General features: G+C 71.0%; 24 protein-coding genes. 19 read left to right on the plus strand and 5 right to left on the minus strand.

Annotation, left to right across the window (positions count from 1 at the left end):
- Positions 1-47: 47 nt before the first annotated feature.
- Positions 48-581, minus strand: a complete 534-nt coding sequence (locus tag ACRVYW_RS08965; RefSeq protein WP_431803777.1) for an inorganic diphosphatase — start codon at positions 579-581, stop codon at positions 48-50.
- Between the two features lie 180 nt (positions 582-761).
- On the opposite strand from ACRVYW_RS08965, the gene tilS reads away from it, so the two are divergent.
- Positions 762-1,748 (plus strand): tRNA lysidine(34) synthetase TilS, encoded by a 987-nt coding sequence (gene tilS, locus ACRVYW_RS08970; protein ID WP_431803779.1) that lies wholly within the window; start codon positions 762-764, stop codon positions 1,746-1,748.
- A 14-nt stretch (positions 1,749-1,762) separates the two neighbouring features.
- Here tilS and ACRVYW_RS08975 read toward each other — a convergent pair whose 3' ends face one another.
- Positions 1,763-2,338: a DUF937 domain-containing protein gene (locus ACRVYW_RS08975; RefSeq protein WP_431803781.1), complete on the minus strand. Its 576-nt coding sequence runs from the start codon at positions 2,336-2,338 to the stop codon at positions 1,763-1,765.
- Positions 2,339-2,440: 102 nt separating this feature from the next.
- Between ACRVYW_RS08975 and hpt the strand changes: the two genes are divergently transcribed.
- From hpt to lysS, 11 genes are all read left to right on the plus strand, one after another.
- Positions 2,441-2,992 carry a hypoxanthine phosphoribosyltransferase gene (hpt, locus tag ACRVYW_RS08980; protein WP_431803783.1) on the plus strand — a complete coding sequence of 184 codons (552 nt, stop codon included), beginning with the start codon at positions 2,441-2,443 and terminating at the stop codon, positions 2,990-2,992.
- 103 nt (positions 2,993-3,095) lie between these two features.
- Entirely contained in the window at positions 3,096-5,111 is a 2,016-nt protein-coding gene (gene ftsH, locus ACRVYW_RS08985; RefSeq protein ID WP_431803785.1) for an ATP-dependent zinc metalloprotease FtsH, read from the plus strand.
- A 20-nt stretch (positions 5,112-5,131) separates the two neighbouring features.
- Positions 5,132-5,716, plus strand: a complete 585-nt coding sequence (gene folE, locus ACRVYW_RS08990) for a GTP cyclohydrolase I (protein WP_431803787.1) — start codon at positions 5,132-5,134, stop codon at positions 5,714-5,716.
- Between the two features lies 1 nt (position 5,717).
- Entirely contained in the window at positions 5,718-6,557 is an 840-nt protein-coding gene (folP, locus tag ACRVYW_RS08995) for a dihydropteroate synthase (RefSeq protein WP_431803789.1), read from the plus strand.
- Positions 6,554-6,922, plus strand: a complete 369-nt coding sequence (gene folB, locus ACRVYW_RS09000) for a dihydroneopterin aldolase (protein WP_431803791.1) — start codon at positions 6,554-6,556, stop codon at positions 6,920-6,922. Before folP ends, folB begins: the two co-directional genes overlap by 4 nt.
- Before the next feature lie 13 nt (positions 6,923-6,935).
- Positions 6,936-7,505 carry a 2-amino-4-hydroxy-6-hydroxymethyldihydropteridine diphosphokinase gene (folK, locus tag ACRVYW_RS09005; RefSeq protein WP_431803793.1) on the plus strand — a complete coding sequence of 190 codons (570 nt, stop codon included), beginning with the start codon at positions 6,936-6,938 and terminating at the stop codon, positions 7,503-7,505.
- Positions 7,502-7,993, plus strand: coding sequence for a DUF3180 family protein (locus ACRVYW_RS09010; protein ID WP_431803795.1), 492 nt, complete (start codon positions 7,502-7,504; stop codon positions 7,991-7,993). The genes folK and ACRVYW_RS09010 overlap by 4 nt, the downstream gene beginning before the upstream one ends.
- The gene (locus ACRVYW_RS09015; RefSeq protein WP_431803797.1) at positions 7,938-8,576 is read left to right on the plus strand and encodes a PH domain-containing protein; all 639 of its coding nucleotides are present in this window, start codon (positions 7,938-7,940) and stop codon (positions 8,574-8,576) included. Before ACRVYW_RS09010 ends, ACRVYW_RS09015 begins: the two co-directional genes overlap by 56 nt.
- The gene (locus ACRVYW_RS09020) at positions 8,573-10,294 is read left to right on the plus strand and encodes a PH domain-containing protein (protein WP_431803799.1); all 1,722 of its coding nucleotides are present in this window, start codon (positions 8,573-8,575) and stop codon (positions 10,292-10,294) included. Before ACRVYW_RS09015 ends, ACRVYW_RS09020 begins: the two co-directional genes overlap by 4 nt.
- A complete protein-coding gene (locus ACRVYW_RS09025; RefSeq protein WP_431803801.1) occupies positions 10,291-10,986 on the plus strand; it encodes a DUF2520 domain-containing protein in 696 nt (231 codons plus the stop codon). Before ACRVYW_RS09020 ends, ACRVYW_RS09025 begins: the two co-directional genes overlap by 4 nt.
- Before the next feature lie 182 nt (positions 10,987-11,168).
- A complete protein-coding gene (gene lysS / locus ACRVYW_RS09030) occupies positions 11,169-12,704 on the plus strand; it encodes a lysine--tRNA ligase (protein ID WP_431803803.1) in 1,536 nt (511 codons plus the stop codon).
- 9 nt (positions 12,705-12,713) lie between these two features.
- On the opposite strand, the gene ACRVYW_RS09035 is transcribed toward lysS, so the two are convergent.
- On the minus strand, positions 12,714-13,901 hold the full coding sequence (locus ACRVYW_RS09035; RefSeq protein WP_431803805.1) for a DUF4192 family protein: 1,188 nt from the start codon (positions 13,899-13,901) through the stop codon (positions 12,714-12,716).
- 119 nt (positions 13,902-14,020) lie between these two features.
- On the opposite strand from ACRVYW_RS09035, the gene ACRVYW_RS09040 reads away from it, so the two are divergent.
- The 6 genes from ACRVYW_RS09040 to ACRVYW_RS09065 all read left to right on the plus strand — a co-directional run bounded on the left by ACRVYW_RS09040 (position 14,021) and on the right by ACRVYW_RS09065 (position 18,409).
- Positions 14,021-14,224, plus strand: coding sequence for a hypothetical protein (locus ACRVYW_RS09040; RefSeq protein ID WP_431803807.1), 204 nt, complete (start codon positions 14,021-14,023; stop codon positions 14,222-14,224).
- 47 nt (positions 14,225-14,271) lie between these two features.
- A complete protein-coding gene (gene cls / locus ACRVYW_RS09045) occupies positions 14,272-15,732 on the plus strand; it encodes a cardiolipin synthase (RefSeq protein ID WP_431803809.1) in 1,461 nt (486 codons plus the stop codon).
- A 117-nt stretch (positions 15,733-15,849) separates the two neighbouring features.
- On the plus strand, positions 15,850-16,425 hold the full coding sequence (locus tag ACRVYW_RS09050) for a hypothetical protein (protein WP_431803811.1): 576 nt from the start codon (positions 15,850-15,852) through the stop codon (positions 16,423-16,425).
- Positions 16,422-16,586 carry a hypothetical protein gene (locus ACRVYW_RS09055; RefSeq protein ID WP_431803813.1) on the plus strand — a complete coding sequence of 55 codons (165 nt, stop codon included), beginning with the start codon at positions 16,422-16,424 and terminating at the stop codon, positions 16,584-16,586. The genes ACRVYW_RS09050 and ACRVYW_RS09055 overlap by 4 nt, the downstream gene beginning before the upstream one ends.
- A 2-nt stretch (positions 16,587-16,588) precedes the next feature.
- Positions 16,589-17,185 carry a hypothetical protein gene (locus ACRVYW_RS09060; RefSeq protein ID WP_431803815.1) on the plus strand — a complete coding sequence of 199 codons (597 nt, stop codon included), beginning with the start codon at positions 16,589-16,591 and terminating at the stop codon, positions 17,183-17,185.
- A 288-nt stretch (positions 17,186-17,473) separates the two neighbouring features.
- Positions 17,474-18,409 carry an endonuclease domain-containing protein gene (locus ACRVYW_RS09065; RefSeq protein ID WP_431803817.1) on the plus strand — a complete coding sequence of 312 codons (936 nt, stop codon included), beginning with the start codon at positions 17,474-17,476 and terminating at the stop codon, positions 18,407-18,409.
- A gap of 147 nt (positions 18,410-18,556) precedes the next feature.
- Here ACRVYW_RS09065 and ACRVYW_RS09070 read toward each other — a convergent pair whose 3' ends face one another.
- Both ACRVYW_RS09070 and ACRVYW_RS09075 read right to left on the minus strand, forming a co-directional pair.
- Entirely contained in the window at positions 18,557-18,799 is a 243-nt protein-coding gene (locus ACRVYW_RS09070) for a helix-turn-helix domain-containing protein (protein WP_431803818.1), read from the minus strand.
- The gene (locus ACRVYW_RS09075; RefSeq protein ID WP_431803820.1) at positions 18,796-19,416 is read right to left on the minus strand and encodes a hypothetical protein; all 621 of its coding nucleotides are present in this window, start codon (positions 19,414-19,416) and stop codon (positions 18,796-18,798) included. Before ACRVYW_RS09075 ends, ACRVYW_RS09070 begins: the two co-directional genes overlap by 4 nt.
- Before the next feature lie 213 nt (positions 19,417-19,629).
- On the opposite strand from ACRVYW_RS09075, the gene ACRVYW_RS09080 reads away from it, so the two are divergent.
- Complete coding sequence (locus ACRVYW_RS09080; RefSeq protein ID WP_431803822.1) at positions 19,630-22,155, plus strand: ATP-dependent Clp protease ATP-binding subunit; 2,526 nt, start codon at positions 19,630-19,632, stop codon at positions 22,153-22,155.
- The last annotated feature ends 1 nt before the right edge of the window (position 22,156 follow it).

Here is a 22,156-nt window from a genome sequence, read left to right on the forward strand (position 1 = left end):
GAAAGAGCGGATGCCGAGGCATCCGCTCTTCTCGTCTGACACCTGCGTCAGATGGTCTTTGGCGCGTGGCCCTCACCCTGGGTCGCGGTCTGCGCGCCCTCGGTCTGGAAGCGGTCGAACGCCTCCGAGACCAGGCGCTCGGCCTCGGCGGCATCCGCCCAGTCGTCGACCTTGACCCACTTGTTGGGCTCGAGGTCCTTGTAGTGCTCGAAGAAGTGGGTGATCTCGCCCTTGGTCCACTCGTCGAGATCGCCGACGTCCTGGATGTGGTCCCAGCGCGGGTCCTTCGCGAGCACGGCGATGACCTTGTCGTCGCCGCCGGCCTCGTCGAGCATCTTGAGGACCGCGACGGGGCGGACCTTGGCCATGACGCCCGGGTATAGGTCGCGGTCGAGCAGAACCAGCACGTCGAGCGGGTCGCCGTCCTCGCCGAGGGTGTCCTCGAAGAAGCCGTAGTTGGTGGGGTATCCCATGGGGGTGAACAGGACGCGGTCGAGGAAGACGCGACCGGTACCGTGGTCGACCTCGTACTTGACGCGGCTGCCGCGCGGGATCTCGATGACGGCGTCGTATGCGCCCATGATGGTGCTCCTTCGGAAGTCTGTGGGATGCGGGACCAGCCTAGTCGCCCGGTTCTGACCTTCCACCCGTCCCCAAAGCTCCCAAAAGCAGGGCGAATCGCACCGACGGGCGGTCTGAGGCGCGCCGAGGTCGATATCTCCCTGCTTTCGGAACGCGACGGCGGCGATAGCGTGGATGCCATGGAGCACCGCCCCGGCCTCGACCCCGCCGTCGCCGAGATCCGCCTCGCCGTGCGGCAGGCTCTGGCCACCGTCTCGGGTCCGGTGCTCGTGGGCCTCTCGGGCGGCGCCGACTCGCTCGCTCTCGCCGCGGCGGTCGCGTTCGAGGCGCCGAAGGCGGGACTCGTGGCGACGGCGGTCGTGATCGACCACGACCTGCAGGAGGGATCCGCCGTCGTCGCGGCCCGCGCAGCCACGGTCGCGGAGGGTCTCGACCTCCCCGCCCACGTCGTCCGCGTGCATGTCGCCGACGCGGGCGGGCCCGAGTCCGCGGCACGCGACGCCCGCCGGGCCGCCCTCCTCGACGCGGCGCGAGCCGCGGATGCCGAGGCCGTCCTCCTCGCGCACACCCTCGACGACCAGGCCGAGACCGTGCTGATCGGGCTCGCCCGCGGCTCCGGCGCCGCGAGCCTCGGCGGCATGTCGCCCGACCGTGAAGAGGACGGCATCCGGATCCTCCGGCCCCTGCTCGGCGTCCGCCGCCGGGTGACGCGCGCCGCGTGTGCGGCCCAGGGCCTGCCGGTCTGGGAAGACCCGCACAACCTCGACCGCCGCTTCCTCCGCGTGCGCGTGCGGCAAGACGTCATGCCCGTGCTCGAAGACGAGCTCGGCCCCGGCGTCGCGGAGGCCCTGGCCCGCACGAGCGATCAGCTGCGCGAGGATGCCGCGGCGTTCGCCGACATGATCGACGAGACCATCGAGGACATCGTCGAGCACGCCGAGGCCGGCATCGCCGTGTCGGTGCCGGCGCTCGCGGCGAACCCGCCGGCGCTCCGCCACCGGATCATCCGCCACGTCGTTGCGAGCGAGTTCGGCGAGAGCCTCACCCGCGCGCAGACCCTCGAGGTCGCCCGCCTCGTCACCGACTGGCGCGGCCAGGGGCCGATCGACCTCCCCGGGTGCCGCGCCGCCCGCACGGGCGATCGCGTCGTCATCTCCGCGCAGTGACGCGTCGGCGGTGACTACCGCCCGCCGCCGAAGAGCCCGCCCAGCAGCCCGCCGACGTCGAAGCCGCCGGCCGAGCCGCCCGAGCCTCCCGGGCCGCTCGACCCGCCGAGCAGCCCGCCGATGATGTCGCCGATTCCGCCACCGGATGCCGAGGCATCCGTCGACGACGAGCCGGAGGTCTGCGCGGTGCTCTGATTTTTCGCGAGCATGCCCATGACGATCGGCGCGAGCATCGGCAGGAGCTTGCCGAAGTCGATGCCGGCGGTCTGCGGGTTGTCGGTGAGGGTCGCGGCGACCTGCTGCTCGTTGCCGCCGAAGACGTGTCCGAGGATCTTCTCGCCGTCGGCGGTGTCGACGGCGGCGATGTCGATGCGCTCGGTCTCGACGACCGCGCCCGGCCCGGAGTGCTTGCCGAGGGCGGCTTCGATCGCGGCGGATCCCTCGGGCGTGGCCGCGTTCTGCTGCAGCCCCGCGAGGATCGCGCCCCCGCCCTGCGTGACCGCCGCCTGCGCGGTGTCGGGGTCGACGCCCAGTCGCGCGGCGACCTGATCGATCGGCAGCATTCGCAGGATGTCGTCCAGTCCGGCCATGTCCTTCTCCCCCTCGAGATGCGCGGGCGAGGGCCGCCCGTCGCGCTCAGCCTACGACCGGGGGATGCCGAACGGCAGGGGCGATCTGCCTACAATCTCCTCATGCGTGCAGCCGAGATCGCGGACCAGCTGACCACCGTCCTCGTCACCGAGGAGGAGATCCGCGCGAAGCTCGACGAGCTCGCCCGCCAGGTCGAAGCCGACTACGAGGGCAAGGATCTGCTGCTCGTCGGGGTGCTGAAGGGCGCGGTCATGGTCATGGCCGACTTCGCGCGGAGCCTGTCGCGCCCGCTCACGATGGACTGGATGGCCGTGTCCTCGTACGGGGCCGGAACGAAGTCGTCGGGGGTCGTGCAGATCCGGAAGGATCTCGACACGGATCTGACCGGCAGGCACGTGCTGATCGTCGAGGACATCATCGACTCGGGGCTCACGCTGTCGTGGCTGCTCGACAACTTCGCCAAGCGCGGCGCGGCGTCGATCGAGATCCTCGCGCTGCTGCGCAAGCCCGAGGCGGCGAAGGTCGAGATCCACTCGAAGTACGTCGGGTTCGATATCCCGACCGAGTTCGTCGTCGGCTACGGGCTCGACTACGACGAGCAGTACCGGAACCTCCGCGACGTCGCGGTGCTCGCGCCGCACGTCTACTCCTGAGGACGGCTCGCGAGACCGAGGGTGTCGCGACGCGACGCTCACGGTACGCCGTGGGCGAATGCACAGTGCCGTCATAGTGCGGGCGGGGTAGCCTGAGCGCACCATGGATTTCAAGAAGCTCACGCGGAACCCCTTCGTGTACGTGCTGCTCATCGGCCTGATGCTGCTGCTCGGCGTGTCTCTCATCACGTCGCTCACCGGCGCCAAGCAGATCACGACGCAGGAGGGCCTGGAGCTGCTGAAGGGCGGCACGGTCACCGAGGTGACGAACACCGACGGTGACCAGCGCGTCGACCTCACCCTCTCGAAGGCGTACGAAGGCTCGACGCAGGTGCAGTTCTACTACGTCGACGCGCGCGCCGATCAGGTGCTCGAGGCGATCAACGGCGCCGACCCGAAGGACGGCTTCGACGACGTCGTGCCGCGCACGACCTTCTTCGAGAGCATGCTGTCGCTGCTCCTGCCGCTGCTGCTGCTCGGCCTCCTCTTCTGGTTCTTCTTCTCAGCCGCGCAGGGCGGCAACAGCAAGGTCATGCAGTTCGGCAAGTCGCGCGCGAAGCTCGTCACGAAGGAGACGCCGACCGTGACCTTTGCCGATGTCGCCGGCGCCGACGAGGCCATCGAAGAGATGCAGGAGATCAAGGACTTCCTGAAGGACCCGGCGAAATTCCAGGCCGTCGGCGCCCGCATCCCGAAGGGCGTGCTGCTCTACGGCCCTCCCGGAACGGGCAAGACGCTCCTCGCGCGCGCCGTCGCCGGTGAGGCGGGCGTGCCGTTCTACTCGATCTCGGGCTCGGACTTCGTCGAGATGTTCGTCGGTGTCGGCGCGAGCCGCGTGCGCGACCTGTTCACGCAGGCCAAGGAGAACTCCCCGGCGATCATCTTCATCGACGAGATCGACGCCGTCGGCCGTCACCGCGGGGCCGGCATGGGCGGCGGTCACGACGAGCGCGAGCAGACGCTCAACCAGATGCTCGTCGAGATGGACGGCTTCGACCCGAAGGTCAACGTCGTCGTCATCGCGGCGACGAACCGCCCCGACATCCTCGACCCCGCGCTGCTGCGCCCGGGCCGCTTCGACCGTCAGATCGGTGTCGACGCGCCCGACCTCAAGGGCCGCCAGAAGATCCTCGAGGTGCACGGGCGCGGCAAGCCGCTCTCTCCGTCGGTCGACCTCTCGGTCATCGCACGCAAGACGCCCGGCTTCACGGGCGCCGACCTCGCCAACGTCCTCAACGAAGCGGCCCTGCTCACCGCCCGCTCGAACGCGCAGCTCATCGACATGCGTGCGCTCGACGAGGCGATCGACCGCGTCATCGCCGGCCCGCAGCGCCGCACGCGCGTCATGAAGGACCGCGAGAAGCTCATCACGGCGTACCACGAGGGCGGCCACGCGCTCGCCGCCGCCGCGATGAACAACACCGACCCGGTGACGAAGGTGACGATCCTGCCGCGCGGCAAGGCCCTCGGCTACACGATGGTGCTTCCCGTCGACGACAAGTACTCCGTCACCCGCAACGAGCTGCAGGACCAGCTCACCTACGCGATGGGTGGCCGCGTCGCCGAGGAGATCGTCTTCCACGACCCCACGACGGGTGCGTCGAACGACATCGAGAAGGCGACCGGAATCGCCCGCAAGATGGTCACCGAGTACGGGATGACGACCGACGTCGGCCCCGTCAAGCTCGGCTCGTCGTCGGGCGAGGTCTTCATGGGCCGCGACATGGGTCACGGCCGCGACTTCTCCGAGCGCATCGCCGAGCGCGTCGACCAGCAGGTGCGCGACCTCATCGAGCAGGCGCACAACGAGGCCTACCAGGTCATCAACGACAACCGTGACGTGCTCGACAAGCTCGCCCTCGCGCTCCTCGAGAAGGAGACGCTCGACCACCTCGAGCTCGCCGACATCTTCAAGGACGTGAAGAAGCTGCCGCCGCGCCCGCAGTGGCTCTCGAGCCAGGAGCGGCCCGTCTCGTCGCTGCCGCCCGTGGAAGTGCCCCGTCGGCAGCAGGATGCCGGACTCGCGGCATCCGCCGCGGCTGACGCGTCGACGCAGTCGGCGGCCGGCACGGCCCCCGCGCGGCACCAGGCCGGGCAGGCCCGCCCCGCGACCGCATAGCCATCGCCTAGGCTCGGAACGTGGCCGTCGATCGTGACCGCGTCGCCGCGGCGGTGCGCGAGATGCTCGAGGCGATCGGGGAGGACCCGGCTCGCCCCGGGCTCAAAGCGACGCCCCAGCGCGTGGCCGACGCCTACGCGGAGTTCTTCGCCGGAGTGGGGGAGGATGCCGCGGCGCCCCTCGCCCACACGATCTCCGTCTCGCGCGGACCCGCGCCGGACACCCTGCCCTCGGGCGCCGTGATGCTGCGCGACATCCGGTTCCGTTCCGTGTGTGAGCACCACCTCCTGCCGTTCGCCGGGCGCGCGCACCTCGCCTATCTCCCGGGTGAGCAGGTCGTCGGGCTCGGGGCGCTGCCGAAGGTGGTCGACGTCCTCGCCGCCCGCCCGCAGGTGCAGGAGCGCCTCGGTGAGCAGATCGCCGACACGATCGCCGCGTCGCTCGATGCGCGCGGCGTGCTCGTCGTCCTCGAGGCGTCCCACGAGTGCGTCACGATGCGCGGCGGACGGCAGCCCGACGCCGAGACGGTCACCGTCGCGGCGCGTGGGGCGCTCGCCGAGCCCGCCGCCCGCGCCGAGATCATGATGCTCGTGACGGGCCGCTGACATGACAGCGATCATGGGCATCGTCAACGTCACCCCCGATTCGTTCAGCGACGGCGGGCGCTTCCTCGATGCGGATGCCGCGATCGCCCGCGGTCTCGCGCTCCGCGCGGACGGCGCCACGATCGTCGACGTCGGCGGCGAGTCGACGCGCCCGGGCGCGGAGCGCGTCGACCCGGCGATCGAGCGGGAGCGCGTCCTCCCCGTCGTCGCGGCGCTCGCCGCCGAGGGCGTCATCGTCAGCATCGACACGATGAACGCCGCCACCGCCGTCGCCGCGGTGGAAGCCGGTGCACGGATCGTCAACGATGTGTCGGGCGGGCTCGCCGACCCCGGCATGCTCGCCGCCGTCGCCGCGACAGGTGCCGACATCGTGCTGCAGCACTGGCGGGGGCCCTCGAGCGACATGTACGCGGCCGCCGACTACCGCGACGTCGAGCGAGAGCTCATCGCCGAACTGCAGCAGCGCGTACGTGCCGCGGCCCAGGCCGGGATCTCGCCCGACCGGGTGATCCTCGACCCCGGCATCGGGTTCGGCAAGCGCGGCGGGCAGAACTGGCACGCCCTGCGCGCGCTCGACCGTATCGTCGCCCTCGGGCCCCGCGTGCTCGTCGGCACGAGCCGCAAGCGGTTCCTCGCCGAGGCGCTCGTCGAGGCCCGCGCCGGCGAAGGCGGGGACCTCGCCGCCGTCGACGCTGCTCCGGTGGACGATGCGCGGCGTGACCTCGCGACCGCCGTGACGAGCGTCCTCGCCGCGCAGGCGGGCGCGTGGGCCGTGCGCGTGCACGACGCGGCCTCCACCCGCGACGCCCTCACCGTCCTCGACCGATGGGAGCACGCATGACCGATCGGATCGCACTCCGCGGCATCCGCGCCACCGGGTTCCACGGCGTCTACCCCGACGAGCGCCGCGACGGGCAGGATTTCGTCGCCGACGTCGCGCTCGAGCTCGACCTCGCCCCCGCCGCGCTGAGCGACGACGTCGCCGACACCGTCCACTACGGCGAGCTCGCCGAGACGGTCGCCGCGATCCTCTCGGGCGACCCGGTCGATCTCCTCGAGACGCTCGCCGCCCGCATCGCGGTCGCCGCGCTCGCGGACGAGCGAGTGGATGCCGTGGAGGTCACCGTCCACAAGCCGCAGGCGCCGATCACCGTCCCCTTCGGCGATGTCGCCGTCACCATCCGCCGCGAACGGAGCACCCCATGATCCGGACCGAACCGTGAACCGCCGTCTCGCCCAGGGCTTTTCGAGCGACGACCCGCCGCACGAGCATGCCGACACGGTCGCCGTCGTCGCGATCGGCGCGAATCTCGGCGACCGCGCGGCGACGATCGACGAGGCCCTCCGCGACCTCGGGCGCCTGCCGCTGACGACGGAGGTCCGCGCGGCGGCGCCGATCGAGTCGGTCGCGGTGACCCCGCAGGGCCCGGATGCCTCCGCTCCCGCCTACCTCAACACTGTCGCGCTCCTCACGACCCGCCTCGCGCCGAGCGTGCTCCTCGGCTACCTCCACGCGATCGAGCAGAAGCACGGCCGCGAGCGTCGCGCGCGCTGGGGCGACCGCACCCTCGACCTCGACCTCATCGCGTACGGCGATGTGCACAGCACCGACCCGGCGCTCACGCTGCCGCACCCGCGCGCGGCCGAGCGAGACTTCGTCCTCGGCCCTTGGCTCGTCGTCGACCCGGATGCCGTGCTCCCCGGCGCGGGGCGCGTCGACGAGCTCCTCGCGCAGGTGCGCGCGTCGCCGGCATCCGCCCCTCCCGCCGCGCCGGAGGACCACGCGTGAAGCGCACGGGAGTCGGGGTGCTCGTCGCCGCCTTCGTGGTCGGCGCGATCGTGGGGTTCGGGGTCGATCAGCTCCTGACGGGAGCCGGACGGTCGACGTTCACCCCCTCGCTCCTTCTGCCGGTGCTCCTCATCCTGCTCGGGGCCGCCGACATCCTGTTCGCGATCCCGATCCGCCGCGCGATCACGGGCGCCGACCCAAACCCGGTCGATCCGTTCCGCGCGGTGCGCGTCGTCATGCTCGCGAAGGCATCCAGCATCGTCGGCGCGGCGGTCGCCGGGGTCGCGGCGGGCCTGCTCACCTTCCTGCTCACCCGCCCCGTCGCCCCCGTAGACTCGGTGGTCGCGGTCGTCGCGACGCTCATCGCGGCCCTCGTGCTGCTGGCCGCGGCTCTCGTCGCCGAGCACCTCTGCACCATCCGGAAGGACGATGATGACGAACAGCCCGGACCCCCTGAGCCCGGCTTCGGACTCTCCCACCACGACTGAACCCGTCGCCGCCTCTCCTGCGGCGCCGACCGTGCCCGCACCCGTCGAGGACCCCGCGCTCGACGCCGGCACGTACGACCACGTCCTCGAACCGCGCGGCGACAACCGCCTGCCTCTCGGCGACGGCGTGTGGCACCAGATCTCGCGCAAGTACGTGACCGTCCAGGTCATCTCGACGGGGGCGTTCCTCGCCCTCGTCCTCGCGATCGCGCTGGTCGTCGGCGTCTGGTGGGGCCAGGTCTGGGTGTGGATCCCCGCCGGCATCGTGCTCGCGATCACCCTGTGGACCCTCATCATCCTGCCGCGCCAGGCGCGCGCGTACGGATATCAGCTGCGCGCCGACGATCTCGTCTTCCGCCGCGGCATCCTCTGGCAGCGGATGGTCGCCGTCCCGTATGGGCGCATGCAGCTCGTGGACATCACCCACGGCCCCCTCGACCGGCTCTTCGGCATCGCGCAGCTCAAGCTCGTGACCGCCGCCGCCGCGACGGGCGTGACGATCCCGGGGCTCACGCAGGATGCGGCGGAGCGCCTGCGCGACACCCTCATCGCCGTCGCCGAGACCCGCCGGACCGGCCTGTGACCAGCGAACCGCCCCCCTCGACGCCGCCCCCGCCCGGCATCCCCTCGTCCGGCATCCCGTCCACGCCGCCGCCGTCCGGCATCCCGTCCACGCCGCCGGCGACCGGCACCGACGCGCACCCGACCCCGCCGACCGCGGTCGCCCCCGTGCGGTCGCCCCTCAGTGACGGGCAATGGCATCGCCTGCACCCGCTGACTCCGGTGCTCCGCGGCGGACTCTTCCTGCTCGTCGTGCTCGGCATCGTCATAACGAACCTCCGTGACCGCCTCATCGCCTGGTTCGTTCCCGGCATGTCCGAGTGGGAGCAGGCCGACGGCGACCCCGTCGACTACGTGTGGGAGCACGACCTGTGGCTCATCGCGCTGCTCGGGGTCCTCGGCATCCTGCTCGTGATCTTCGCGCTCTTCTGGGTGTCGTGGCGCTTCCACACCTTCCGCATCACCGGTGACGCGGTCGAGGTGCGCAGCGGCGTGCTCTTCCGCACCCACCGCCGCGCGCCGCTCGACCGCGTGCAGGGCGTCAACCTCACCCGGCCGATGATCGCGCGGCTCCTCGGAGCGGCCAAGCTCGAGGTCGTGGGGGCGGGCCTCGACGCGAACGTCAAGCTCGAGTACCTCTCGACCACCAACGCCGAGGCGGTGCGCGCCGACATCCTCCGCCTCGCGTCGGGTCGTCAGCTGACCGAGCTGCAGGATGCCGAGGCCCACGGCGTCCCGCTCTCGCGTGCGACCGTCGACGCCGTATCCGCCGGCATCACGGGGCTCATCGAGGGCGTCGACGGCGATGCCGACGAGCCGGAATCCGTCGTCCACATCCCGACCGGGCGCCTCATCACCTCGCACCTGCTGTCGGGGACGACCGTGTGGCTGATTCTCCTGATCGCCGCGGTCGTCGTCGGCGCGGTCGTCGGGACGCCGTGGGTCCTGTTCACGATCATCCCGACGATCCTCGGCTTCGGGGCGTACTGGTTCCGGTCGATCACGAAGGCGTTGCGCTACTCGATCGCCCCCACGCGGGGCGGGGTGCGGATCACGTTCGGGCTGTTCACGACCGTCACCGAGGTGCTGCCGCCCGGTCGCGTCCACGCGATCGAGGTGCGCCAGCCGATCCTGTGGCGGCGGTTCGGCTGGTGGGCCATCCGCATCAACCGGCTGTCGGGACGGTCGGCCACCGACACGCAGTCGCTCGAGATGTCGGAGGTGCTGCCCGTCGGCACCCGCGACGACGTCGACCGTGTGCTGCGGCTGCTGCTGCCGGGGCTCACCGACGCGCAGGCGCATGACCTCTACGAGACCGGCATGACCGGCTCGTCGCGCCGAGAGGGCGACCCCTTCACGACGACGCCCCGCCGCGGTCGATGGCTGCGCCCGCTCTCATGGCGTCGCAACGGGCTCCGCCTCCTGCCCGAGGCGCTGCTCCTGCGTCACGGCGTGCTGCGGCGCGCTCTCGTCGTCCTGCCGCTCGCGCGTCTGCAGTCGGTGCGCATCAGCCAGGGGCCGATCGACCGGGCGTGCGATCTCGCGAACCTCACGGGTCACACGATCCTCGGACCGGTGTCGGGCGCGTTGGGCGTCATCGATCGCCGCGACGCGCTGGATGCCTGGGACGCCATCGCCCACGCCGCGGTCGCCGCGGCGGCGGGCGACCGTTCGCACCGGTGGGGCGCGGACGCTCCCGGCGGGGACGCCCCCGTGATCGTGACAGAGGAGGCGCGATGACCCAGGCGAGCAGACTCGGTGTGGGGATCATCGGCGCGGGTCACGTCGGCCCGGTCATCGGCGCGGCGCTCGCGGGGGCCGGACACGCCCTCACGGGCATCACGGCGGGCTCCGACCCCGACCGCGTCGAGGCGATTCTGCCCGGCATCCCCGTGCTCGCCGCCGACGAGATCGTCCGACGGAGCGAGCTCGTCGTCCTCGCCCTGCCGCATGCGGAGCTCGCGGGCGTCGTCGCGGGGCTCGCCGACCTCGGGGCGTGGCAGATCGGTCAGCTCGTGCTGCACACCGACCCGGCGTTCGGCGTCGAGGTGCTCGCGCCCGCGGCATCCCGCGGGGCCATTCCGCTCGCCGTGCACCCGGCCATCGCGTTCACGGGCACCTCGATCGACCTGCGCCAGCTGCAGGACGCGTATGCCGCCGTGACGGCCCCGGCCGCCGTCCTCCCCATCGCGCAGGCGCTCGCCGTCGAGCTCGGCTGCGAGCCCGTCGTCGTCGCCGAGGCCGACCGCGCCGCGTACGGCGAGGCGATCGCGACGGCGACGGAGTTCTCGGCATCCCTCATCCGGCAATCGGCGGCGCTGCTCGCCGACGTCGGCGTGGACGAGCCGGGGCGGTACCTGTCGATGCTCGTCCACTCGACCCTCGACCGCGCGCTGCAAAGCGCAGAGGATGCCGAGCCCGACGCGCTCTGAGGGGTGCGGTGCTCGGGGCCCGTACCCAACTGCACGGCTTCCTGCCCGACGCGCCGTGCGACGACGCCGGGATGACGGCGTGTCGCCCGCCGGGCCTTGCCGTTGCGCACCGCGCCGACCGGGGCCGCGGGGCGAAGCCGCCTCGGTAGAATCGAAGGCGACTTTCCGAGGAGCCTCCCACCATGACCGACGCGCCTGCCACCGCGCCCGCCGCCGACATCGACGACGTCCACGACGATGACGTCCACGAGCAGAAGGCCGTGCGGCTCGGAAAGCGCGAGCGGCTGCTCGCGGAGCGGGCGGATGCCGCGGGCGGCGCATACCCGGTCGCCGTGCCCGTCTCGGACACGATCCCGGCCGTCCGCGACCGGTTCGCGGCGCTCGAAGCGGGGGAGGAGACCGGCGTGGTCGTCTCCGTCGCCGGGCGCGTCGTCTTCAGCCGCAACACGGGCAAGCTGTGCTTCGCCGCCCTGCAGTCGGGCGACGGCTCGCGCATCCAGGCGATGGTGTCCCTCGCGGAGGTGGGCGAGGAGTCGCTGCAGGCGTGGAAGGAGCTCGTCGACCTCGGCGACCACGTCTCGGTCACCGGACCGGTGATCTCCAGCCGCCGCGGCGAGCTGTCGATCATGGTGTCGGACTGGGCGATCGCGTCGAAGGCGCTCCTGCCCCTGCCGAACCTGCACACCGAGCTCTCCGAAGAAGGTCGCGTGCGGTCGCGCTTCCTCGACCTCATCGTCCGCGACCAGGCCCGTGAGACGGTGATCGCGCGCGCGAAGGTCAACGCGTCGCTGCGGCAGACCTTCGCCGCGCACGACTTCATCGAGGTCGAGACCCCCATGCTGCAGGTGCAGCACGGCGGCGCCGCCGCACGTCCGTTCGTCACGCAGTCGAACGCCTTCGACGCCGACCTGTACCTGCGCATCGCGCCGGAGCTGTTCCTCAAGCGCGCCGTCGTCGGCGGCATCGACCGCGTGTTCGAGATCAACCGCAACTTCCGCAACGAAGGCGCCGACTCGACCCACAGCCCCGAGTTCGCGATGCTCGAGGCGTACCAGGCGTACAGCGACTACAACGGCATCGCCGACCTCACGCAGGAGCTGATCCAGAAGGCCGCGATCGCCGTCTCGGGCTCCACCACCGTCACGTGGGCCGACGGCACCGAGTTCGACCTCGGCGGCGACTGGGACCGCATCTCGATGTACGACTCGCTGTCCGAGGCATCCGGGCGCACCATCACCCCCGCGACGTCGCTCGCCGACCTGCAGGCGCTCGCCGCCGAGGTCGGCGTCGAGGTGCCCGAGAAGGTCGCGACCCACGGCAAGTACGTCGAGGAGCTGTGGGAGCACTTCGTCAAGGGCGGCCTCGAGCGCCCGACGTTCGTCATGGACTTCCCCCTCGACACGTCGCCGCTCGTGCGCGAGCACCGCTCGATTCCGGGTGTCGTCGAGAAGTGGGACCTCTACGTCCGCGGGTTCGAGCTCGCGACCGGGTACTCCGAGCTCGTCGACCCGGTCATCCAGCGCGAGCGCTTCGTCGAGCAGGCGAAGCTCGCCGCGCGCGGGGATGACGAGGCGATGCGCGTCGACGAGGAGTTCCTCCGCGCGCTCGAGCACGGCATGCCCCCGACCGGCGGCATGGGCATGGGAATCGACCGGCTGCTCATGGCGATCACGGGCCTCGGCATCCGCGAGACGATCCTCTTCCCCCTCGTCAAGTAGCGCTGCGGGTCAGCGCAGGCGGAAGGCCCAGTCGGGCAGGTGGCCGGCGTGGACGAACGAGCGCACGATCTCGGCGAGGCCGTGCTCGTCGTCGAACGACAGGGCCATCGTCGCGTAGCGGTCGGCGTGCGTCGAGCGGCCGAGCGCCCACGAGAGCCACGCGCACACGGCGAGCGGCCCCGGCTTGTGCGTGCGCGGAGCGAGCGCGGCGACCTCGCGCGCGAGGTCCAGAGCCGCCTCCAGGCGTAGAGCGTCGGGCCTGGGCCCTTCGCCCCACATGACCGAGGCGAGATCCGCCGGGTACTCCGCGCCGTCCTCCCACAGGCGCTGTGCCTCCATCGCGATGTCGCCCCCCTCGATGTCGGTCGCCCACTGCACGAGCGCGATGTCGCGCAGCGAGGGCCGGGCGAGGCACCACGCGAGCATCGCGGCGCGCATCGGCGCCGCCGGCACATTCCACCCGAGCGCCTCCTCGAACGTGCTCGGCAGGTCGTCGAGTGCGCAGGCCGCCTCGAGCGCGGCCGGATCGATGCGCGGCGCTGTGCGCGAGGTCGAAGGGATGCCGCAGATCACCTCGAGCGACGCGGCGAGCGAGCGCAGCGCCTCGGCGACGGCCTTCCGCGCCGCTTTCGGCACCCGCGGGAGCGCGGCCCCCGACACCTGATCTCCCGGCGGTGAGCCATCGAGGCCGGCATCCGCGAGCGCGGTCGCCGCCGTGCCGCGCACCCGGAGGAGATCGAGGGGATGCCCTCCCGCCGGCACCGTGTGCTCGAGGTGCGACCCCCAGCCGTCGCCGGCGACGGTGAGCGCATCGACGACGCGCAGGCCGCAGGCATCCGCCTGCCGCATCAGCGCCCCGACGACGTGCGCTCCTGCGATCGCGCGGTCGGGACCGCCCGCGAACGGCGCGTCGGTGTACACGACGACGAGGACGGCGTCGGCGTCGTCGATGCGGCAGATCATGCCGATCGCGCTCGACGCGACGGTGTCGACGATCTCGGCGGGGGTACCGTCGTCGACGTCGTCGGGCGACTGGCCCGGCGCGGATTCGGGCGGCAGATCGACGCGCATTGCGCCGAGGCTCCGGCCGCGCGCCATCGGCACGAGGACGACGCTCTGGGTCGGGGTGAACCCGAGCAGGCGGGGGACGAGGGACAGGAACTGCGCCGCATCGGCGGCTTTCACGGTGACGGACATGCGCACGAGCGTGCCCGTGCGCGGGGGCGCGTGGGAGCGGGACACCGGCATCCGTGGACAGATCCGAGAAGTCGCCGCCTGTGGACAACTTCGCTGCGCGACTTCCGTACCATGGAGGGATGGACTCCTACTGGGCTGCCGTCGTCTGGTCGCTGCTGCCGACCGTGGTGGTGCTCGGGCTGTTCATCTACGTGCTCCGCTCGATCCTTCGCATGGACCGCACCGAGCGGCGCACCTACGCCCGGATCGAGGCCGAAGAGCGCGCCAAGCGCGGACTGCCGCCGACCACGCCGCGCGCCGAGGGAGATCAGCGCACCGTCTGAGGCCGCTGTCGGTACGCTGAACGCAATCGACCAGCGGGGGAGTCTACGTGGATCAGTCCGGATGGGCCCTCGTCTGGGTCATCGTCGTCCTCGTCGTCGACATCACCGTGCGCGTCCTGGCCGTCATCATCGTGCCGCGCAACCGTCGACCCACGGCGGCGATGGCCTGGCTCCTGGCGATCTACTTCATTCCGTTCATCGGCGTGCTGCTCTTCCTGCTCATCGGAAGCCCGCGCCTGCCGCGCGAGCGCCGGAAGAAGCAGGCGCAGCTCAACGACTACATCCGCAAGACCAGCAGCGGCCTCGACATGGGCACTCTCCGCCCGAACCCGCCGCCGTGGTTCTCGCAGCTCGTGCGCCTCAACCGCAACCTCGGCGCCATGCCGCTGTCGGGCCAGAACAGCGCCCGCATGATCTCCGACTACCAGCAGAGCATCGACGAGATGGCCGCCGCGATCCGCGCGGCCACCGACTACGTCCACGTCGAGTTCTATATTCTGCAGTCCGACGCCACGACCGAGCCGTTCTTCGCCGCGATGGAAGAGGTCGCCGCCCGCGGCATCCCCGTGCGTGTGCTGCTGGACCACTGGGCCAACCAGGGCAAGCCCTTCTATAAGGAGACCTGTCGGCGCCTCACCGACATGGGTGCCGAATGGCACGTCATGCTGCCGGTGAAGCCGTTCCAGGGCGAGTACCAGCGGCCCGACCTCCGCAACCACCGCAAGCTCCTCGTCGTCGACGGCACCGTCGCCTTCACCGGGTCGCAGAACGTCACCGACTCGACCTACAACCTCAAGAAGAACATCAAGCGGGGCCTCCACTGGGTCGACATGATGGCGCGGCTCGAAGGGCCAGTCGTCCAGTCGGTGAACGCCGTGTTCTTGAGCGACTGGTACAGCGAGACCGACCAGATCGTTGAGGGCATGGGCCTCTTCGCCACGCACGACGGCGACGGCAACCTCGACTGCCAGGTGATCCCGTCGGGCCCCGGGTTCGAGTTCCAGAACAACCTCAAGCTGTTCATGACGCTGCTGTTCGCGGCGCGCGAGAAGATCATCATCGTCTCGCCGTACTTCGTGCCCGACGAGGGGCTGCTCCTCGCGATCCAGACCGCGTGCCAGCGCGGCGTGCACGTCGAGCTCTTCGTCTCCGAAGAGGGCGACCAGGCGATGGTGTACCACGCGCAACGCAGCTACTACGAGGCGCTGCTGCGCTCGGGCGTGAAGATCTGGATGTACAAGAAGCCGTACATCCTGCACTCGAAGTCGATGTCGATCGACGAGGACATCGCCGTCATCGGCTCGAGCAACATGGACATGCGCAGCTTCGGTCTCAACATGGAGATCACCCTCCTCGTGCGCGGCGAGGAGTTCGTCTCGCAGCTGCGCGCCGTCGAGGACGAATATCGCGAGTCGAGCCGCGAGCTCACCCTCGAGGAATGGATGCAGCAGCCGCTGCGCTCCACCGTCCTCGACAACATCGCGCGCCTCACCTCGGCGCTGCAGTAGACGATTGCCTCGTCCGGGTGAGACGATGGCGCAGCTCGCGACACTGACAGAGTGGATGCCTGCGACGATGGCGTGCCTACCGGCATCCGTCCCGATCGACGCGCGCGGATGACCACCATGACCACCGTTCGCCGCTCCACCGCCCTCTTCGCCCTGCTCAGTGCGGGAACCCTGCTGTTCGCCGGGTGCGCCTCGTCGCCCGGATCGGCGTCGCCCGAGAGCCCGTCGCCCACGGTGACGGATGCCGGCGAGATCGACGTCGAGGCCGGCTGGCTCGACGGCGGCCGCCAGATCGCCCTCGTCACGTGGGGCTCGTCGTCGTGCGTGCCGACGGCCTCGGAGACCACCGTGCAGGCCGACGGCACCCTCGCCGTCACCCTCGACGACGGCGACGCCGACCGGCCCTGCACCGCCGACTACGCACCGCGTGTGACGCTCGTGGGGGTGCCCGAGGGCATCGACCCCGAGAAGGACGTCGACATCGTCGTCACGGGCGGCCAGGGCGGGCGAGGCGAGACCGAGCTCGACGGCGTCGCGGGCCTCACGACCGACGGTGCGACCGACTACCTGCCGACCGCCGGATGGGTCGACGACGACCTGTTCGCCGTCCTCACCGGGGCTCGTCGTCGTGCGCCCCGCAGGTCGAGAAGGTCGAGGCATCCGACCCGAAGAGCGTCACGGTCACGTTCGTGACCCCGCCCGCCGACCAGGTGTGCACGATGGACATGGCGCCGCGGGCGCTGCTCGTCTCGACCGCCGGGCTCGACGTCGACGACGACGGCGCGAGCGTGATGTTGACGGGTGGCGACGCGCAGTTCCAGACGGCGGTGACCGTCCCGATCGTGGGGAGTTGAGCATGGCGCTCGGCGAAGGAGATGTGGATGCCGTCTGGCTCGACGGCGGGCGCATGATCGCGCTCGTCACGCGGGGGAGTTCGAGTGCGGTGCCCTACGCGTCCTCGGTCGACGCCACGGGTCAGGCGGTGTCGGTCGTCCTCGCCGACCCGGGCGGCCCCGCGACGCGCGACTACGTGCCGAGGCTCACGCTCGTCGCCGTGCCGGAGGGGGTCGATCCCGCGCAGGACGTGGCGATCACGGTGACGGGCGCGGTCCGGGGTTCGGCACCGCTCCCGGCGCTGGCAGGTGCGGCATCCGACGCGCCGGGTACGCCGACCGACGGGGCGCCGAGCGCCGCCTGGACGTCGGCGGAGGGCCAGTTCGTGGTGCTGACGTGGGGATCGTCGCGCCCGCCGCTCGTCGTGGCGGATGCCGAGATCACCGGCGACGACGAGGTCACCGTCACCTTCGGACCGCCCTCGACGCCCATGGCGACCGCTGGCTTCGCGCCGCGCGCGACGCTCGCGTGGGTGCCCGGCGCGGTCGCCCGCCCCACGACGCTCGTGCTGCAGGGCCGCGCCGACGTCGACGGCGCGCGCGTCGCGATCGTCGGGTAGCGGGCGGGGGCGTCGGTTTCGGTTCCGGGGCGCCGGTCTGCGGGTCGGGCGGGCGCGTACCCGCACTTTGGCGCCCGGGAGCGTTGGGGGGCGTCGGTTCCGGGGCGCCGGTCTGCGGGTCGGGCGGGCGCGTACCCGCACTTTGGCGCCGGGGAACGTTGGGGGGTTCGCGGGCTGGCGGTGGCGGCGCGGCCCATCGACTCCTCCACAGGTGGGGGATTCGGCGACTTATCCCGGGTTGGTGGGCCGCGAGCCGCGCTCCACGGCTCCGTGCGTCAGGGTGGGGCGATGCACCGGGCATCCCTTCCTCCCGAATTGGGCGACGTGTTCTCCGTCGCGCACGCGCGCTCGCTCGGCGTCACCGCCTCCCGGTTGCGGGCGCGAGACCTGGGCCGGCCATTTCCCGGCGTGCGGGTGACGCCGCACGCGTCGTCGCAGGGCGACCGGATGCCGGTGGAGCGAGCTCTCGCGTATGCCCACCGGATGACGGAGCATCAGTTCTTCATGCATGCGACCGCCGCGCTGCTGTGGGGACTGCCGCTGCCGCCGTGGCTGGGCGCCCGCGCTCACGTCGACGTCGGGGTGTTCTCCCCGCGCCGCACTCCTGTCGGCACGGGCGTCCGAGGGCACGCGATCCGGGAAGGTTCGGCGCACGTCGCGCTTCACCCTGTGCACGGTGTGCCGGTGGCATCTCCGGCATCCGTGTGGGCGCAGTTGGGGGCGGAACTGCGCGACCTGCGCGATCTCGTCGCCGTCGCAGATGCGGTCGTCCGCGTCCCGCTCCACGACGATGATGCGCCGGCGCTCGCGACGCGCGACCAGCTCGCCGCCGCGATGGATGCCGGGCGACGCGTCGGCATCGCACGCCTGCGCGACGCGCTGCCGCGCGTGAGCGAGCGCGCGCGGTCGCGACCCGAGACGTGGCTGCGACTCGTCGTGGAGGATGCCGGGTTGCCGGCGCCCGAGGTCAATTTCGACGTCTTCGAGGACGGCGTGTGGCTCGCGCAGGTCGACCTCGCTTTTCCCGAGGCGCGCGTCGCGCTGGAGTACGAGGGCGAGCACCACCTCACCGATCCGGTGCAGTGGGCGAAGGACATCGCGCGCTACGAGCGTCTCGAGGCGGCGGGATGGTGCGTGCTGCGCGTCACGAAGGGGGACGTCTTCGCTGCCCCGGGCGCGCTGATCGCGCGCGTGCGCGCCGCGCTGGCTCGGGCGTCGGGGTGAGACCCGGGAGCGCGGTGCGGTGGTCGGGGCGTGAGGTTCCGGGGCGCCGCTTTGCGGGTGTGGGGCGCGCGCACCCGCGTTTCGGCGCCCGGGAATGGTGTGGCGACCGGGAACGCCGCCAGGGAGCGCGAGCGGTCGCCGCGCCCGTCAGCGCGCGCGCAAGTCCGCGCGCACCAGCAGGTCGCCGACCTCGCACTCGAGTGCGCGGCAGATCGCCGAGAGCGTCGAGTAGCGGATCGCGCGAGCGCGGTCGTTCTTCAGGATCGAGAGGTTGACGACCGACACCCCGACCATCTCCGACAGCCGCGCGAGCGTCATCCCGCGCGCGGCGAGCAGTTCGTCGAGCCGGCAGTGGATGCCGGTGGCCTCGTCGTCGTCCGCCGGACTCACACGAGGCCTTCGGCCTCGCGTTGCAGGCGCTCGCCGACGGTGAACACCGTCGAGGAGATCGCGATGACGAAGGCGGCGAGGAACAAGCCCGTGACGTCGACCGTCGCGATGGCGTTGTCGAATGTGCCGGCCGAGATCGCGCGGAACGCGTCGTTGGCGACCATGTTGCCGAAGAAGGGGACGCCGAAGATCCAGAGGAACAGCGCGATGCCGGCGGTCGTGACCAGCACCGTGTTGCGTCGGCTGAACACCCGCCCGCGCATCGTCGAGACGGTGAGTGCGATGAGGCATCCGATCAGCGAGCCGATCGCCGCGACCGCGACGACCTGTTCGAGCACGAGCGCGCCCTTCCCGGCGGCCGAGAGGGCATCGGTCGTGAGGATCGCCCGGTCGAGTTCGACGCTCACGGCAGCGCCGTCCGGCCCGATGGGCGCGTCGGCTCGCGTGCCCGCGAACCACGCCGGCACGTGGACAGGCGCCGATCCGAACGCCGATGCGATGCGCGTCACGGCGGCGACGACGGAGACGACGAAGACGCCGATGCCGACGACGATGAACAGCCACATCGCAGCGGTGTCGGCGCGGGACAGAGTGCGGGATGGGATGGTCGTGGTCACAGCATCCTCCATATCGATAATCGTTGGTATTGATAAACGATATGGATGCCGGGCGTGCGGTGTCAAGGAGGGAGTCGTGATTCCGGGCGGCCCCGCGGAGGGAGGCCCGGCAGTCCCGCGGGTGCGCCCCCAGCGAACACGGGCATACCGGCATCCGTGGGTCGTTAGCCTCTACGTAGGTGCCAGAAGACTCGGCACCCGGAGGAGCCTGACATGTTCGAGAGATTCACCGACCGTGCCCGTCGCGTCGTCGTCCTCGCCCAAGAAGAGGCGAAGATGCTCAACCACAACTACATCGGCACCGAGCACATCCTGCTCGGCCTGATCCACGAGGGTGAGGGTGTGGCCGCCAAGGCGCTCGAGTCGCTCGGGATCTCCCTGGATGCCGTCCGCGAGCAGGTCCAGGACATCATCGGCCAGGGCCAGCAGCAGCCGACCGGCCACATCCCCTTCACGCCGCGCGCGAAGAAGGTGCTCGAGCTGTCTCTGCGCGAGGCGCTGCAGCTCGGCCACAACTACATCGGCACCGAGCACATCCTGCTCGGCCTCATCCGCGAGGGCGAGGGCGTCGCGGCGCAGGTGCTCGTCAAGCTCGGCGCCGACCTCAACAAGGTGCGTCAGCAGGTCATCCAGCTGCTCTCGGGCTACCAGGGCAAGGAGCCCGCGGGTGTCGCGACCGGCGCCGGCGAGCAGCAGTCTGCGTCCGCCCAGGGCGGCTCGGCGGTGCTCGACCAGTTCGGCCGCAACCTCACGCAGGCCGCGCGCGACAACAAGCTCGACCCCGTCATCGGGCGCGAGAAGGAGATCGAGCGCGTCATGCAGATCCTGTCGCGCCGCTCGAAGAACAACCCCGTCCTCATCGGCGAGCCCGGCGTCGGCAAGACCGCCGTCGTCGAGGGCCTTGCGCAGGCGATCGTCAAGAACAACGTGCCTGAGACGCTGAAGGACAAGCAGGTCTACTCGCTCGACCTCGGTTCGCTCATCGCCGGGTCCCGCTACCGCGGAGACTTCGAAGAGCGCCTGAAGAAGGTCACGAAGGAGATCCGTACGCGCGGCGACATCATCGTCTTCATCGACGAGATCCACACGCTCGTCGGTGCGGGCGCCGCCGAAGGCGCGATCGACGCGGCATCCATCCTGAAGCCGCTCCTCGCCCGTGGCGAGCTGCAGACGATCGGTGCGACGACCCTCGACGAGTACCGCAAGCACTTCGAGAAGGATGCCGCGCTGGAGCGCCGCTTCCAGCCGATCCAGGTCGCCGAGCCGTCGCTGCCCCACGCGATCAACATCCTGAAGGGGTTGCGCGACCGCTACGAGGCGCACCACAAGGTCCAGATCACCGACGGCGCGATCGTCGCGGCGGCGAACCTCGCCGACCGCTACATCTCCGACCGGTTCCTGCCCGACAAAGCGATCGACCTGATCGACGAGGCCGGCGCGCGCCTGCGCCTGTCGATCCTGTCCTCGCCGCCGGAGCTGCGCGAGTTCGACGAGAAGATCGCGAAGGTCCGCGAGGACAAGGAGCTCGCCTCCGAGGAGCAGGACTTCGAGAAGGCCGCCTCTCTCCGCGACGAGGAGAAGTCGCTCCTCGCCGAGCGCCTCCGCCTCGAGAAGCAGTGGCGTTCGGGCGACGTCGCGAGCCACGCGGTCGTCGACGAGGGTCTGATCGCCGAGGTGCTCGCGCAGGCCACCGGCATCCCCGTCTTCAAGCTCACCGAAGAGGAGACGAGCCGCCTCGTCTTCATGGAGAAGGCGCTGCACCAGCGCGTCATCGGGCAGGAGGAGGCCATCGCGGCCCTCAGCCGCACGATCCGCCGTCAGCGTGCGGGCCTCAAGGACCCGAAGCGCCCGTCGGGCTCGTTCATCTTCGCCGGCCCCACCGGCGTCGGAAAGACCGAGCTCGCCAAGGCGCTCGCCGAGTTCCTCTTCGACGACGAGGGTGCGCTGATCTCGCTCGACATGTCGGAGTTCGGTGAGAAGCACACCGTCTCGCGTCTGTTCGGTGCCCCTCCCGGATTCGTCGGATTCGAAGAGGGCGGCCAGCTCACCGAGAAGGTGCGCCGCAAGCCCTTCTCGGTCGTCCTCTTCGACGAGATCGAGAAGGCTCACCCCGACATCTTCAACTCGCTGCTGCAGATCCTCGAAGAGGGTCGCCTGACCGACGGTCAGGGCCGCGTCGTCGACTTCAAGAACACCGTCATCATCATGACGACCAACCTCGGATCGTCGGCGATCGCCGGCGGCCCGGTCGGGTTCCAGGTCGAGGGCAATGCGCAGACGACCTACGAGCGGATGAAGGGCAAGGTCGACGAGGAGCTGAAGCGTCACTTCAAGCCCGAGTTCCTCAACCGCGTCGACGACGTCATCGTCTTCCCGCAGTTGAACAAGGACGAGCTCCGCCAGATCGTGGGCCTGTTCACCAAGCGCCTCTCGGAGCGTCTGCTCGACCGCGACATGACGGTGGAGCTGTCGGATGCCGCGAAGGACCGCCTCATCGAGATCGGGTTCGACCCGACCCTCGGCGCCCGGCCCCTGCGCCGCGCCATGCAGCGCGAGGTCGAGGACCAGCTGTCGGAGCGGATCCTGCACGGCGAACTCAATGCCGGTGATCACGTGAAGGTCGACGCGGAAAACGGCGCGTTCACGTTCGAGCACGGCCCGCGCGGCGAGAAGGTCGCGATCGGTGTCGGGCCCGCCGGTGCCATCGAGGCCACCCCCGACATCGTCGCGGGGGGCTGAC

The organism is Microbacterium sp. bgisy203 (assembly GCF_965345155.1).
Taxonomy (GTDB): Bacteria; Actinomycetota; Actinomycetes; order Actinomycetales; family Microbacteriaceae; genus Microbacterium.

Excerpts from the sequence above, each read along its gene's own strand:
- ftsH (WP_431803785.1), top strand. The coding sequence starts at position 3,096 with ATGGATTTCAAGAAGCTCACGCGGAACCCCTTCGTGTACGTGCTGCTC.
- ACRVYW_RS09035 (WP_431803805.1), bottom strand. The coding sequence starts at position 13,901 with ATGTCCGTCACCGTGAAAGCCGCCGATGCGGCGCAGTTCCTGTCCCTC.
- ACRVYW_RS08965 (WP_431803777.1), bottom strand. The coding sequence starts at position 581 with ATGGGCGCATACGACGCCGTCATCGAGATCCCGCGCGGCAGCCGCGTC.
- ACRVYW_RS09060 (WP_431803815.1), top strand. The coding sequence starts at position 16,589 with ATGGCGCTCGGCGAAGGAGATGTGGATGCCGTCTGGCTCGACGGCGGG.
- ACRVYW_RS09040 (WP_431803807.1), top strand. The coding sequence starts at position 14,021 with ATGGACTCCTACTGGGCTGCCGTCGTCTGGTCGCTGCTGCCGACCGTG.
- ACRVYW_RS09015 (WP_431803797.1), top strand. The coding sequence starts at position 7,938 with ATGACGAACAGCCCGGACCCCCTGAGCCCGGCTTCGGACTCTCCCACC.
- ACRVYW_RS09025 (WP_431803801.1), top strand. The coding sequence starts at position 10,291 with ATGACCCAGGCGAGCAGACTCGGTGTGGGGATCATCGGCGCGGGTCAC.
- ACRVYW_RS09050 (WP_431803811.1), top strand. The coding sequence starts at position 15,850 with ATGACCACCGTTCGCCGCTCCACCGCCCTCTTCGCCCTGCTCAGTGCG.
- lysS (WP_431803803.1), top strand. The coding sequence starts at position 11,169 with ATGACCGACGCGCCTGCCACCGCGCCCGCCGCCGACATCGACGACGTC.
- folP (WP_431803789.1), top strand. The coding sequence starts at position 5,718 with ATGACAGCGATCATGGGCATCGTCAACGTCACCCCCGATTCGTTCAGC.
- folB (WP_431803791.1), top strand. The coding sequence starts at position 6,554 with ATGACCGATCGGATCGCACTCCGCGGCATCCGCGCCACCGGGTTCCAC.
- ACRVYW_RS08975 (WP_431803781.1), bottom strand. The coding sequence starts at position 2,338 with ATGGCCGGACTGGACGACATCCTGCGAATGCTGCCGATCGATCAGGTC.
- ACRVYW_RS09065 (WP_431803817.1), top strand. The coding sequence starts at position 17,474 with ATGCACCGGGCATCCCTTCCTCCCGAATTGGGCGACGTGTTCTCCGTC.
- tilS (WP_431803779.1), top strand. The coding sequence starts at position 762 with ATGGAGCACCGCCCCGGCCTCGACCCCGCCGTCGCCGAGATCCGCCTC.
- hpt (WP_431803783.1), top strand. The coding sequence starts at position 2,441 with ATGCGTGCAGCCGAGATCGCGGACCAGCTGACCACCGTCCTCGTCACC.
- ACRVYW_RS09080 (WP_431803822.1), top strand. The coding sequence starts at position 19,630 with ATGTTCGAGAGATTCACCGACCGTGCCCGTCGCGTCGTCGTCCTCGCC.